Here is a 14,881-nt window from a genome sequence, read left to right on the forward strand (position 1 = left end):
GAGGTTTGCTATGTGGTAACTGAACTGAATCTGCGCTCCGTCAACGCTGTTGGTCGCGGGCAACTCGAGATCGCCACCGATCCGCTCGGCGGGATGCTCCGAATCATAGGGCGTGGGCCACGTCCTACGGCTCGCGCGTGCGCGCGAAACCCTGACCGTGCCGCCCACCGAGATCGAATTTCGGGGCTTGGGGAGTTGCGTCTACAGCGGCAGAACGGAGTTTTTTGATGAGTTCATTGGCCACCGACCGTGTCGACCAATGTTCTTCGGGTGAATTCTCGGCTCAACCTTTCGCGCTGTCTCCCGCGCAATCGGCCCTCTGGTACGCCCAGCGCATCCGTCCCGACATTCCGCTGACCATCGCGCAATTCGTCGAGATCCACGGTGACCTGGACGTGGGCCGGCTGCTGTACGCCATCGAGCGCTTCGGGTCCGAGAGCGAGGTCGGCCACGTCCGGCTGCTCGAGATCGACGGGGTCCCGCACCAGGTCATCGACCCGACCTGGCGGCCCGGCTGGGCGCGCATCGACCTGCGTGAGGAGGCCGATCCGCGCGCGGCGGCCCTGGCCTGGATGAACGAGCACGCCAGCTCGCCCATCGATATCGAACACGATCCGCTCACCATCAATGTGGTGCTGCGCGTCGGGGATTCGGACTGGATCTGGTACACCCGCGGCCACCACATCGTCATCGACGGCTACGGCGCCATGAACGGCACCACCCGCGCCGCCGAGATCTACACCGCCCTCGAGAACCGCACCGAGCCGACGGTCTCGCGGGCCACCCCGCTGTCGACCATCTACGCCGACGAGAACCGCTACCGCGACACCAGCCGTTTCGTCAGCGACGGCGACTACTGGCGCGAACAGCTCGCCGGGGTCGGTGAGCCGATCACGCTGTCGGCCAACGGTTCGCTGCCGGTGGTCTCCGACGCCGGCCGCCGCAGCGCCACCGCCGTCATCGGCCGCGATGTCGAAGCCGCCATCGAGGCCGCCGCCACCGCGCACAACTCCAACTCCTCGGCCCTGTTCGTGGCCGCCCTGGCCGGGTATGTCCGCGCCGTCACCGGCACCCAGGACGTGGTGCTGAGCCTGCCGGTCTCCGCGCGTACCACCGTGGCGCTGCGGCGTTCCGGCGGCGTGGTGTCCAATGTGGTGCCCATCCGGGTGCGCTTCGCCGACGGCGACACCGTCGCCGACACCGTGCGCGCCATCGAATTGCAGATCACCGGCGCGCTGCGGCACCAGCGCTACCGCAGCGACGACATCCGCCGCGACTGCGGCTACTCCCGCGACGCGCGCGGCTTCTTCGGGCCCATGGTCAACCTCATGCTCTTCCATAGCGAGCTGAAGTTCGGCAGCCTCATGGGCTCGATCAACGTGCTGTCCACCGGGCCGGTCGAGGATCTGTCGATCAACCTCTACAACGGTCTGGGCAACCGCATCCACATCGACTTCGAGGCCAATCCGCGCCTCTACGGCGACGCCGAACTGTCCATGCACCACGGGCGCTTCCTGGACTACCTGTCCCGTTTCGTCTCCGCCGACCCGCAGACCGTGATCGCCGACATGCCGGTGCTCACCGATCTGGAACGCGAACGCGTCCTGCACGAATGGAATTCGACCCAGGTCGCCCGCCAGGAAGGCACCCTCGCCGGCCTGTTCGCCGACCGCGCCGCCATGTCCGCGGGCCGCATCGCCCTGGACTACGAGGGCGAGACCCTCACCTACGCGGCCTTCGACGAACGCGCCAACCGGCTGGCCCGCGAACTCGTCGCGCGCGGCGCCGGCCCCGACACCCTGGTCGGGCTCGCCGTGCGGCGCAGCCTCGACCTGCTGATCGGCATGTACGCCATCGTCAAGGCAGGCGCGGCGTATCTGCCCATCGACCCGGATCATCCGGCCGAACGCATCCAGGCCATCCTCGCGCAGGCGCGCCCGCTGTGCGTGCTCACCGCCGCCCGCGACCAGATCGAACTGCCGCGCAGCGCACCGCGATTCGACATCGACACCGCCGACGTGTCGCAGCGCTCGGGCCGTCCCGTCACCGACGCCGACCGGCTCGCCCCGCTGCGCGCCGACCATCTGGCCTACGTCATCTTCACTTCCGGTTCCACCGGCAAGCCCAAGGGCGTCGGGGTCACCCACGCCGCCATCGTCAACCGGCTGCGCTGGATGCAGCACGCCTACCCGCTCGACGCCGCCGACGTGGTGCTGCAGAAGACCCCCGCCACCTTCGACGTGTCGGTGTGGGAGTTCTTCTGGCCCTTGCAGATCGGGGCGCGCCTGGTCATCGCCGCGCCCGACGGGCACCGCGATCCGGGCTATCTGGCGCGCGTCATCGCCGAGAAGGCCGTCACCACCGCGCATTTCGTGCCGTCCATGCTGTCGGTGTTCCTCACCGACACCGACGTCGCCGGCTGCACCGGTCTGACCCGGGTGTTCTGCTCGGGCGAGGCGCTGCCCGCGGCCACCGTCGCCGAATTCCACGCCGCCCTCGGCACCGGACCCGACGCCCCGCAACTGCACAACCTCTACGGCCCCACCGAGGCCGCCGTCGACGTCACCGCCTGGCACTGCACCCCCGGCACCACGGATGTGCCCATCGGCGCACCCATCTGGAACACCCGCACCTACGTGCTCGACGCGCGCCTGCAACCCGTCGCCCCCGGGGTCGTGGGCGAGCTGTATCTGGCGGGCGTGCAACTCGCGCGCGGCTACCTGGGCCGGCCCGCGCTCACCGCCGACCGGTTCGTGGCCAACCCGTTCACCCCCGGCACCCGCATGTACCGCACCGGCGATCTGGTGCGCTGGCGCGGCAGCGGCTGCTCCGGCGTGCTGGAATACCTGGGCCGCAGCGACTTCCAGGTCAAGGTGCGCGGCCTGCGCATCGAACTCGGCGAGATCGAGGCCGCGCTGCTCGCCGACGAGCGGGTGGCGCGCGCGGTGTGCGTGGCCCGCCGCGGCCGCGGCGGCGACGAACTCATCGGGTACGCCGTCGCCGCCCCCGGCGTCGAGACCCTCGACCCCGCCGAACTCACCGCCGGGCTGCGCCGCCTGCTGCCCGGCTACATGGTGCCCACGGCGCTGATGGTCCTCGACGAACTACCGCTCAGCGCCAACGGCAAGGTCGACCGCAAGGCCCTGCCCGCCCCCGACGCGGGCGCGCGCCGCCCCGCCGCCCGGCCCGCGGCCGCCCCCGCCAATGCCGCCGAACGCCAGCTCACCGCCATCTTCGCCGAGGTGCTCGGCACCGACGAATTCGACGTCCAGGACAGCTTTTTCGACCTGGGCGGCAACTCGCTGACCGCCGCCCGGGCGGTCGCGCGCGTCAATGCCGCCCTCGGTGTCTCGCTGACCATCCGCGACCTGTTCGAATCCGCCACCGTCACCGCGCTCGCCGCCCGCGTCGCCGGCGCGCGCCCCGAACACGCCTCACCGGCACTGGCGGCCGCGCCCCGGCCGCAGCACATTCCGCTGTCGCTGGCCCAGCAACGGCTGTGGATCCTCAACCGCTTCGCCGAGCACGCCGCCGCCTACAACATGCCGCTCGCGGTGAAACTCACCGGGCCCCTGGACATTCCGGCGCTGCGGGCCGGCCTGGTGGACGTGCTGCACCGGCACGAGAGCCTGCGCACCACCTTCCCCGACACCCCCGACGGCCCCTGCCAGCAGGTGCACCCCGCCGGCGAGATCCCCCTCACCCTCGACCCCATCGACGCCACCGACGCCGACGTGCTCGCGCTGGCGGGCGAATTCGCCGGCTACGGATTCGATCTGCGCAGCCAATCCCCGGTGCGCGTCGCCCTCTACGCCACCGGACCCGACTCGTACCTGTTCTTGATGGTGCTGCACCACATCAGCGGCGACGGATGGTCGATCGCCCCGCTGATCCGCGACATCATGAGCGCCGTCACCGCCCGCGCCGCCGGCGCCGCGCCCGCGTGGACGCCGCTGCCCGTGCAGTACGCGGATTTCGCGCTGTGGCAACGCGAACTGCTCGGTGACGAGGCCGACCCGGCCAGCGCGCTGGCCCGGCAGCTGGCCTACTGGCGGGCCGCGCTCGCGGACCTGCCCGACCAGCTGGACCTGCCGCTGGACCGCCCCCGGCCGCGGCAGCGCTCCACCGCCGGCGGCACCGTCGAATTCGGCATCGCCGCCCCCACCCGGCGCGCGCTGGCCGCGCTGGCCGCCGAACGCGGCGTCTCGACGTTCATGGTGTTGCACGCCGCGCTCGCGACCGTCCTTGCGCGCCTGTGCAATACGACCGATATCGCCATCGGCACCCCCATCGCCGGGCGCAGCGATCCCGCGCTCGACGACGTGGTCGGCATGTTCGTCAACACCCTGGTGCTGCGCACCCGCGTCGACCCGGCCGCCGGATTCGACCGCATGCTCACCGAGGTCCGCGACACCGACCTCAACGCCTTCGCCAACGCCGACGTGCCCTTCGAACGGCTCGTCGAGGTCGTCAACCCGGAACGCTCCGCCGCCCGGCATCCGCTGTTCCAGGTCATGCTGTCCTACGACAGCAGCCCGGAGCTGCGCATCGACCTGCCCGGCGTCGCGGCCGAGGTGGTGCCCATGGCCACCGACGTCGCCAAGTTCGACCTGCAGCTCACCGTTCACGAACCCGCCGGCGCCCCCGGCGAGGACGCCCCGCTGACCGCCGAATTCGGTTACGCCGCCGACGTTTTCGACCGCGCCACGGTCGAGGCCATCGCCCGCCGCTTCGGCGCGGTGCTCGCCGCCGCGGTCGCCGACCCGGCCGTCCCGGTCGGCGATCTGCCGCTGCTGGACGCGCGCGAGACCGCGAAACTGGTGCCCATCATGGGTTCGCCCGCCGAACCCGCCGTCACCCTGGCCCGGCTGCTCACCGATACCGCCGAACGCGTGCCCGACGCGGTCGCGGTGCGCTACCAGGGCCACGACACCACCTACCGCGAACTCGACGAACGCTCCAACCGGCTGGCACGGGTGCTCATCGAGCACGGCGCGGGCCCGGAGGTCGTGGTGGCCATCGCGCTGCCGCGCGGACTCGACAGCATTCTCGCGGTGTGGGCGGTGGCGAAAACCGGTGCCGCGTATGTGCCGATCGACCCGGACTACCCCTCCGACCGCATCGCCCACATGCTCGCCGACTCCGGCGCCATGCTCGGCATCACCGACGCCCAGCGCCGCGGCGACCTGCCCGACTGGCCGGGCAGCCGCGGCCGCCACCGCAAGAGCTACGTGGACTGGCTGCTGCTGGGCTCCGAACAGCTGGCCGCGGAATGCGCGCAGTTCCCGATCACCGCCGTCACCGACGCCGACCGCCACCACCCGCTGCGCACCGGCGGCCCGGCCTATCTCATCTACACCTCCGGCTCCACCGGCACCCCCAAGGCCGTCGTGGTCACCAATGCCGGCATCGCCTCGCTGGCGCACGAGCAGATGCACCTGTTCAAGGTCACCGATTCCGCACGCACCCTGCACTTCTCGTCGCCGAGCTTCGACGCCTCGGTGCTCGAGCTGCTGCTGGGGTTCGCGGCCGGCGCCACCATCGTCGTGGTTCCCGCCGGGATCTTCGGCGGGGCGGAGCTGGCGCGAATCCTGCGCGCGGAGAAGGTGACCCACGCCTTCGTCACCCCCGCCGCCCTCGCCACCGTCCCCGCCGACGACCTGCCCGACCTCGAGGCCGTCATCGTCGGCGGCGAAGCCTGCCCCGAGGAACTCGTCGCCGCCTGGACCGCGCCGGAATCGCGGCCTGGTCTGCCGGCGCGGCGCATGCACAACATGTACGGGCCCTCGGAGGCCACCGTCGCCGCCACCGCCACCGGGCCCATGATCGCCGGGCAGCCGGTGCCCATCGGGCTGCCGGTGCGCGGCATGCGGCTGTTCGTGCTCGACGGCCGCCTGCACCCGGTGCCGCCGGGGGTCGCGGGTGAGCTGTATCTGTCGGGTCCCGGCCTGGCGCGCGGCTACCTGGGCCGCCACGGCCTGACCGCACAACGCTTTCCGGCGAACCCGCACGGCCGCCGCGGCGAACGCATGTACCGCACCGGCGATCTCGTGGTCGCCGACGGCGGCGGGCAGCTGCGCTTCCTGGGCCGCGCCGACGACCAGATCAAGATCCGCGGCTTCCGCATCGAGCTGCGCGAGATCGATCACGTGCTGGCCGCGCATCCGGGCGTCACCTTCGCACTGACCGTCGTGCATCACGACGAGCGCGGGATCCCGCGGCTGGTCGCCTATCTGACCGCCGACACCGCGGTGGATCCGGCCGCGGTGCTCGAGACCGCGCGCGGGCGACTGCCCGGCTACATGGTGCCTTCGGCGCTGTCGATCCTCGAGACCATGCCCGTCACCCCGTCGGGCAAACTCGACCGAAAAGCGCTGCCCGCACCGGAATTCGTGGCCGCCGCCCCCACCCGCGCCCCGGAAACCGAACTGGAACAACAGGTCGCGCTGGTGTTCGGCGGCGTGCTGGGCGGTATCGCGCCCGGCGCGGAGGACAACTTCTTCGAGATCGGCGGCAACTCGCTGCTGGCCACCCGCCTGACCGCGGCCCTGCACGCCGAATTCGGGGTGGAGCTGCCGGTGCGCGCCGTCTTCGAGGCCCCCACCGTGGCGGGCGTGGCCGCCCGGCTCGCGGAAGCGCCCCGGACGCAGCGGGTGGCGCTGGCTGTGCACACCCCGCGTCCGGAGCGCGTACCACTGTCGCTGCCGCAGCAACGACTGTGGTTCCTCAACAGATATTCCCCCGAATCCAGCGCCTACAACATCGCGTTCGTGCTGCGAATCGACGGCGATCCGGACATCGAGGCCCTGCGGGCCGCGTTCGCCGACATCGTGGACCGCCACGAGGTGCTGCGCACCGTGTTCCCCGAAGACGATCGCGGCGCCTACCAGGTGGTGCTCGACACCGCGCGCTGCCTGCCGGTGCTCGAGGCCGTCGAGACCGACGAGGTCGGCGCGCAGTCGAGCCTGCGGGCGCTGGCGCGGCGCGGCTTCGACCTCACCCGCGAGATCCCGCTGCGAATGACGTTGCTGCGCACCGGAACCCGCCGCCACCTGCTGGGCATCGTGTTGCACCACATCGCCGCCGACGGCTGGTCGCTGGGCCCGCTGACCCGCGATCTGGCCATCGCCTACACCGCCCGCCACGGCGGCGCGGCCCCGAAGTGGACGCCACTGCCGGTGCAGTACGCCGACTTCAGCCTGTGGCAGCGCGAAATCCTCGGCAGCGACAGCGATGCCGGCAGCGCCATGGCCGAACAGCTGGCCTACTGGCGGCACGCACTGGCCGACCTGCCCGAGGAACTGCCGCTGCCCTACGACCGGCCCCGCCCGGCCGAATCCACCGGGCGCGCCGGCACGGTGCGCTTCGAGGTCCCGGAAGCGTTGCAGCGCAAGCTCGCCGACGTCGCCCGCGCGCACGGGGTCAGCCTGTTCATGGTGTTGCGTTCCACGCTGGCGGTGCTGTTGCGCGCGGTCACCGGCGGCCGTGACATCGTCATCGGCACCCCGGTCGCGGGCCGCACCGACACCCGCCTCGACGAGCTGGTCGGCATGTTCGTCAATACGCTCATCCTGCGTTCGGACGTCGACCCCGACCGCAGCTTCGCCGAACTGCTGCAGGCCGACCGCGACACCGAACTGGCCGCCATGGCCCACGCCGAGGTGCCCTACGAGCGGGTCGTGGAGGAGTTGCAGTCCGCCACCGCCGACGGGGAGCGGCAGCGCCGCTACGGGGCGCGCCCACTGCTGCAGGTCGCGCTCACCGTGCAGGACACCCCGGCGCCCGCGCTGCGGCTGCCCGGATTGGGTTTGCACGCCGAGGAACTCGATATCGCGCTGGCCAAATTCGATCTGGAACTGCGGGTGCTGCCCGGCGCCGAGCACGAACGCGCCTTCGAATTCGTCTACGCCGCCGAGCTGTTCGACCAGACCAGCGTGGAAACCCTCGCCGAACGCCTCGTCCACGTCTTCGACGCCGTCGCCGTCGACCCGCGGGTCCGCGTCCGCGACATCGACGCGCGCACCGCCGGCGAACGCGAACTGCTCACCCCCGCCTGGGGTCCCGCACCCGAACCGCAGTGCAGCCTGGCCGCCTACTTCGCGGCCACCGCGCACCTCAACGCCGACCGCGTGTTCCTGCGCTTCGACGACAACGAACTCACCTACCTCGAATCCGACGTCTACTCCAACCGCCTGGCGCGGGCCCTGATTCACCGCGGCCTGGGCCCCGGCGACCGGGTGGCGCTCGGGTTGACCCGGTCGGTGGAGTCGGTGCTGGCGGCGCTGGCGGTCGCCAAGTGCGGAGCCGCGTTCGTGCCGGTGGACCCCAACTATCCGGCGGATCGGGTGCGGCACATGCTCACCGACGCCGGCTGCCGGGTCGGCATCAGCATGACCGAACACGGCGACGCCCTGCGCGCCGCCGCCGGCGACCACCCCGTCGACTGGCTGCTGCTCGACGACGCCGAACTGCTCGAAGAACTCGAGGTGCTCGACGACGGGCCGATCACCGACGCCGAACGCGCCACCACCCTGTGGACCGCCGAGCTCGCCTACGTCATCTACACCTCCGGATCCACCGGAAAACCCAAGGGCGTGGCCGTCACTCACGGCGGACTGTCCAACTTCGCCGACGAGATCCGCGAGCGCATGCGGGTGGACCGGGACTCGCGGACCATGCACTTCTCGTCCCCGAGTTTCGACGCCGCCATCTTCGACATGCTGCTGGCCATCGGCGCGGGCGCCACCATGATCATCGTCCCGCCCGACGTGTACGGCGGCGACGAACTCGCGTCGCTCATGGACCGCGAGCAGGTCAGCCACACCTTCATGACCCCCGCGGCGCTGGCCACCATCGACCGTGAGCGCTGGGCGCTGCCGCATCTGCGCGCGGTCATGGTCGGCGGCGAAGCGTGCGGGCCGGAACTGGTGGCGCGCTGGGCGCCCGGGCGCATGATGTTCAACGGGTACGGGCCCACCGAGACCACCGTCGTGGTCACCATCGCCGGACCGCTGACGCCGGGCGAACCCGTCACCATCGGCACCCTGGTGCGCGGCGCGCGCGCCCTGGTGCTCGACGAGCGGCTGCGGCCGGTCCCGGTCGGCGTGCCCGGTGAGCTCTACATCGGCGGACAGGGCGGCGCGCGCGGCTATTTCGAACGGCTCGGCCTCACCGCCGCCCGTTTCGTGGCCGACCCCTACGGTCCCGAGGGCGCGCGCCTGTACCGCACCGGTGACGTGGTGCGCTGGAGCGCCGGCGGCGAGATCGTGTACCTGGGCCGCAGCGACCATCAGGTGAAGGTGCGCGGTTTCCGCATCGAGCTCGGCGAGATCGACGGCGTGCTCACCGGCCATCGCGCGATCCGCTTCGCCCACACCGAGGTTCGCGAGATCGCGGGCGTGCGCCGCATCGTGTCCTATGTGCTGCCGCTGGACCCGGCGACCCCGCCGGACGTCGAGGAGCTGCGCGGGCACTGCGCCAAACACCTGCCCGCGCACATGGTTCCCACCGCCATCACCCTGCTCGACCGGATCCCGCTCACCCCGGTCGGCAAGCTCGATCGCGACGCGCTGCCGCAACCGCAGGCCGCCGTCGCGGTGGTGTCGCGCGATCCGGAGACCGACACCGAACGCCTGGTCGCCGAGGTGATGGGGGAGCTGGTCGGGGTCGAGGCGCTCGGCGCGGACGACAGCTTCTTCGAGGTCGGCGGAAACTCGCTGCTGGCCACCCAACTGGTGGCCCGGCTGGCCACCGCCACCGGGGTCCGCCTGGAAGTGCGGACGGTGTTCGCGGCCCCGACCGTGGCCGGGCTCGCCGCCGCTCTCGACGCCGGATCCACCTCGGCGGATCTGCGGCCCGAACCGCGCAAACGCACCCGACCCGCGCGGATTCCGCTGTCGGCGGCCCAGCGGCGGCTGTGGTTCCTGGAGAAGTTCAACGCCTCCGGCGATCACGGAGAAGAGTTGGGCGCCTACAACGTTCCCGTCGCCCTGCGCCTGCACGGCGAACTCGACATCCAGGCACTGCGTGCGGCCCTGCACGAGGTGCAGCGCCGCCACGAAACCCTGCGCACCGTGTTCCCCGAGCTCGACGGCGAACCGTGCCAGCGGATCCTGGAACCGGGCGAGGCGGCGGTCACGCTGCCGTTGCGCACGGTGCCGGAAGCCGAGGTGCCCGTCGAGATCCGGCGGGTCACCGCGAGCGGATTCGATCTGGCACACGATGTTCCGCTGCGCGCGGCGCTGCTGCGGCTGGCCGGCGGCAAGACCGAGCACGTGCTGGTGCTGGTCGTGCACCACATCGCCATGGACGGCTGGTCGCTGCAGCCGCTGGCCGCCGACGTGGCCGCCGCCTACCGGGCGCACACCGGCGGGCAGCCGCCCGAATGGCCCGAACTGCCCATCCAGTACGCCGATTACACGCTGTGGCAGCAGGACGTGCTGGGCCGCGAGGACGATCCGGAGTCGCTGATCAGCCGCCAGCTCGACTACTGGCGGCGCGCCCTCGACGGCCTGCCCGAACTGCTCGCGGTCCCCGCCGATCGGCCGCGCCCGCCGGTGCCGACCTACCGCGGCGGCACCGTGGACTGCGCGCTGGACGGCTTCACCCACCGCGAACTGCAAACTCTCGCCGCCGAACACGGCGTCACCATGTTCATGGTGTTGCACGCGGCACTGGTGGCACTGTTGCATCGACTGACCGCCGGGGACGACATCGCCGTCGGCACGCCGATCGCGGGACGCGGACACCCGGCACTGGACCGGTTGGTCGGCATGTTCGTCGGAACCCTGGTGCTGCGCACCCACATCGAGGGCGGCGCGGGCTTCGCCGATCTGCTGCACGCGGTCCGCGACACCGACCTCGAGGCGTTCGCGCACGCCGACGTGCCGTTCGAGCGGCTGGTCGAGGTGCTCAATCCGGTCCGCTCGCAAGCACATCACCCGATGTTCCAGGTGATGCTGTCGGTGCAGAATCAGCCGGTGCGGGTGCTGGAGCTGCCGGGCATGCGCATCGAAGCCGACGACGCCGACCCGGGCATCGCCAAATTCGATCTGCAGTTCACCATCACCGAATCCTGGACCGAACAGCGCGAACCCAACGGCATCACGGTCGCGGTGAACTACGCCGCCGACCTGTTCGAGGAGCGCACCGCGCGCCGGCTGGCCCAGCGGTTCGTGCGGCTGCTGGCCGCCGCGGCCGCCAATCCGGCCACCGCCGTGGGGGATCTGGAACTGCTGGATCCGGCCGAATGGTCGGCGCTGGCGCCCGTGCGCGGGACGGAACCCGGACTGCCGATCACCTTCCCGGAGGTGTTCGAGGCCGCCGCCAACCTCAACCGGTCGGCCATCGCGGTGCGCTCGGCGGGCACCCAGATCTCCTACGACGCCCTCGACCGCTGGACCAACCGGCTGGCCCGGGTCCTCATCGGCTACGGCGTCGGCCCGGAAACCCTGGTCGCCATGGGCATTCCGCGCTCGGCGGAATCGGTGGCGGTGATGCTGGCCATCGCCAAGGCCGGTGCGGCGTTCGTGCCCGTCGACCCCAACTATCCCGAACAGCGCATCAGCCACATGCTGCTGGATTCCGGTGCGGCCGTGGGCATCACGCTGTCCACCTACCGCGAACGCATGCCCGAGGGCGCCAACTGGACCGTGCTGGACGCGCCGTCGTTCCGCCGCCGCGTGCTGGCCACCTCCGACGCCCCGATCAGCGACACCGAACGCACCGCGTCGCTGCGCATGGACAATCCGGCCTACGTCATCTACACCTCCGGCTCCACCGGCATCCCCAAGGGCGTGGTCGTCACCCACGGCGGCCTGTCCAACTTCGCCGCGGAGACCGCGCACCGCTTCGACGTCGGACCCGGCTGCCGCGTCCTGCACTTCGCGACACCGAGTTTCGACGCCGCCATGCTCGACCTGCTGCTCGCCCTCGGCGGCGCGGCCACCCTGGTGATCACCCCACCGGGCGTGGTCGGCGGGCAGGAACTGGGGCAGGTGTTCATCGACGAGGGCATCACGCATGCCTTCATCACCACCTCGGCGCTGGGCACCGTCGACCCGACCGGCGTGACCGCGCTGCGGCACGTGCTGGTCGGCGGCGAGGCGCTGCCACCGGATCTGGTCACCCGGTGGGCCCCGGGCCGCAAGCTCTACAACGTGTACGGGCCGACGGAAACCACCATCGTCACGGTGATTTCGCAGCCCATGGCGCCCGGCGGGCAGATCACCATCGGCGGACCCATCCGCGGCGTCGGCGCCAGCGTGCTGGACGCGCGGCTGCATCCGGCGCCCGGCGGGGTCACCGGTGAACTGCACCTGGCCGGGGCGGCGCTGGCACGCGGCTACCTGCGCCGGCCGGGCCTGACCGCGCAGCGGTTCGTGGCCAACCCGTTCGGCAAACCCGGCGAGCGCATGTACCGCACCGGTGACCTGGTGCGCTGGGTCGAACGCGGCGGGCGCGCACGGGATCTGGAGTACGTCGGGCGCACCGACCACCAGGTCAAGATCCGCGGGTTCCGCATCGAACTCGGCGAGATCGACGCCGCTCTGGCCAAGCATCCGGCCGTCGAGTTCGCCACCACCCTCGGGCATCGCACCCCGGCCGGCGCCACCGCGCTGGTGTCGTATGTGAAGGCGCGCACCGGCACCGCGCCCACAGTGGCCGAACTGACCGCGCACGTGGCCGAACTGGTGCCCAACTACATGGTCCCGCAGTCGATCATGCTGCTGGACCGGGTGCCGCTCTCGCCGGTGGGCAAGCTGGATCGAAAGGCGTTGCCGGAACCGGTGTTCGCGGCCCGCGAGGGCTACCGGGCGCCGAGCACGCCGATGGAGGAGGCGCTGTGCGCGGCCTTCGCCGAGGTGCTGGGCGTCGCGCAGGTCGGCGCCGACGACGGGTTCTTCGAACTCGGCGGCAACTCGCTGCTGGCCACCAAGGTGGTGGCGACGCTGCGCGCCGAGGGCATCGACCTGCCCGTGCAGGCCATGTTCGGCGACTCCACCCCCGCCGCCATCGCCGCGCGTCTCGCCGACGCCGAGGGTGACGCCGGGGCGGCGCTGGCCGCGGCCCTGGACGCGGTGCTGCCGCTGCGGCCCGGCACGGATTCGCCACTGCCGCCGCTGTTCTGCGTGCATCCCGCCATCGGGTTGTCGTGGTGCTTCGCCGGGCTGCTGTCGCATCTGCCGCACGAACGGCCCGTCTACGGGCTGCAGGCCCCGCACGTGGCGGGGGAGGAAAGCCACGCCACCATCGCCGAGGCCGCGAAATACTATGTGGCGCACATGAAGTCGGTGCAGCCGGAAGGCCCCTACCATGTGCTGGGCTGGTCGCTGGGCGGTCTGATCGCCCACGAGGTGGCCGTGCAGCTGCAGCACGGCGGCGACGAGGTGGCGCTGCTGGCGTTGATGGACAGCTACCAGCTCTCGGATCAGTGGCTCGAGCAGGCGGTGCCGTCGGTGTCGGCGATCATCGCCGAATTCGGGTCCGATCTGCTGGGCGGCGACGCCGACATCGATCCGCGCATGACCCTGCACGAGGCGGCCGAACTGCTGCGCAGCCGGTCGGGGCCGTTCGCGGCGTTGACCGTCGAACACCTCGAACGCCTCTACACCGGCTACGAGAACGGCGCCGCCCAGGCGCACGGATTCCAGCCGCACGTCTTCGACGGCGATCTGCTGTTCTTCACCGCCGCCGACGACGAGATCAACCGTGCCGATCCGGACCGCTGCGCTGCCGCCTGGGAGCCCTACGTCACCGGTGTCGTGCACGACCAGCTGGTGCGCTGCACGCACGCCGGCATGACCACGCCCGAATCCCTCGCCGTCATCGGGCCGGTGCTGCGGGATCAGTTGGCGGCCTTGGAAGCCCGGCGAGAGGGGACGGCATGAGTCTCGCGGTGGAAGTGCACGGGCTGGTGAAGTATTACGGCAAGGTGCGGGTGCTCGACGGCATCGACCTCGAGATACCCGCGGGCACGGTGATGGGACTGCTCGGGCCCAACGGCGCGGGCAAGACCACCACGGTGCGCATCGTCACCACCCTGCTACGCCCGTCCGCGGGCGAGGTGCGGGTCGCGGGCGTGGACGTGCTCAAGAACCCGGCGCGCGCCCGCACCCGGCTCGGGCTCTCGGGCCAGTACGCGGCGGTCGACGGCAACCTGTCCGGGTTCGAGAACCTGCGGATGGTGGCGCGGCTGTACGGGATGAACCATCGCCGGGCCGCGCAACGCGCCGACGAACTGCTTTCCGCCCTGGGCCTCGATCACGCGGCCGGGCGGCGGGCGGGCACCTACTCCGGCGGTATGGCCCGGCGGCTGGACCTCGCGGGCGCGCTGGTGTGCCGGCCCCCGGTGGTGGTGCTCGACGAACCGACCACCGGTCTGGACCCGCGCGGGCGCCTCGACATGTGGCGGGTCATCGGCGAACTCGTCGACGACGGCACCACGGTGCTGTTGACCACCCAGTATCTGGAGGAGGCCGATCTGCTGGCCGACCGCATCACCGTCATCGACCGCGGGCGCGTCATCGCCCGCGGCTCGGCCGACGAACTCAAGACCTCCATCGGCGGCGACAAGCTCACCGTCACCCTCGCCGCCGGGCAGGATCCCGCGCCGGCCCGGCGCGTGCTCGCCGGCATCGGCCTGGGGGAACCCGACACCGGTGACGGCCCCGACGAACTCACCGTCGTCGTCGGCGACGGCACCCGCACCATGGTCGAGGCCCTGCGCCGCCTCGACGACGCCGGGGTGTGCGTGCTCGACGCGGCCGTGCACCGGCCCAGCCTCGACGACGTATTCCTTTCTCTCACCGGCAAATCCGCCGAACGCACGCCCGCCACCACGCCCGAGCCCGTCCAAGAGGAGATCCTGTCGTGACGACCC

General features: G+C 71.6%; 2 protein-coding genes. Both read left to right on the top strand.

The window, feature by feature from the left end; translation table 11 throughout:
• Positions 1-227 precede the first annotated feature (227 nt).
• Entirely contained in the window at positions 228-13,889 is a 13,662-nt protein-coding gene (locus tag D7D52_RS19780) for a non-ribosomal peptide synthetase (RefSeq protein ID WP_120738494.1), read from the top strand.
• Positions 13,886-14,875, top strand: coding sequence for an ATP-binding cassette domain-containing protein (locus D7D52_RS19785; RefSeq protein WP_120738496.1), 990 nt, complete (start codon positions 13,886-13,888; stop codon positions 14,873-14,875). Before D7D52_RS19780 ends, D7D52_RS19785 begins: the two co-directional genes overlap by 4 nt.
• The last annotated feature ends 6 nt before the right edge of the window (positions 14,876-14,881 follow it).

Origin of the sequence: Nocardia yunnanensis, assembly GCF_003626895.1 — a bacterium.
In the GTDB taxonomy this organism is placed as follows: Bacteria; Actinomycetota; Actinomycetes; order Mycobacteriales; family Mycobacteriaceae; genus Nocardia; species Nocardia yunnanensis.

Coding starts and splice junctions, on each gene's coding strand:
- D7D52_RS19780 (WP_120738494.1), top strand. CDS start 228: ATGAGTTCATTGGCCACCGACCGTGTCGACCAATGTTCTTCGGGTGAA.
- D7D52_RS19785 (WP_120738496.1), top strand. CDS start 13,886: ATGAGTCTCGCGGTGGAAGTGCACGGGCTGGTGAAGTATTACGGCAAG.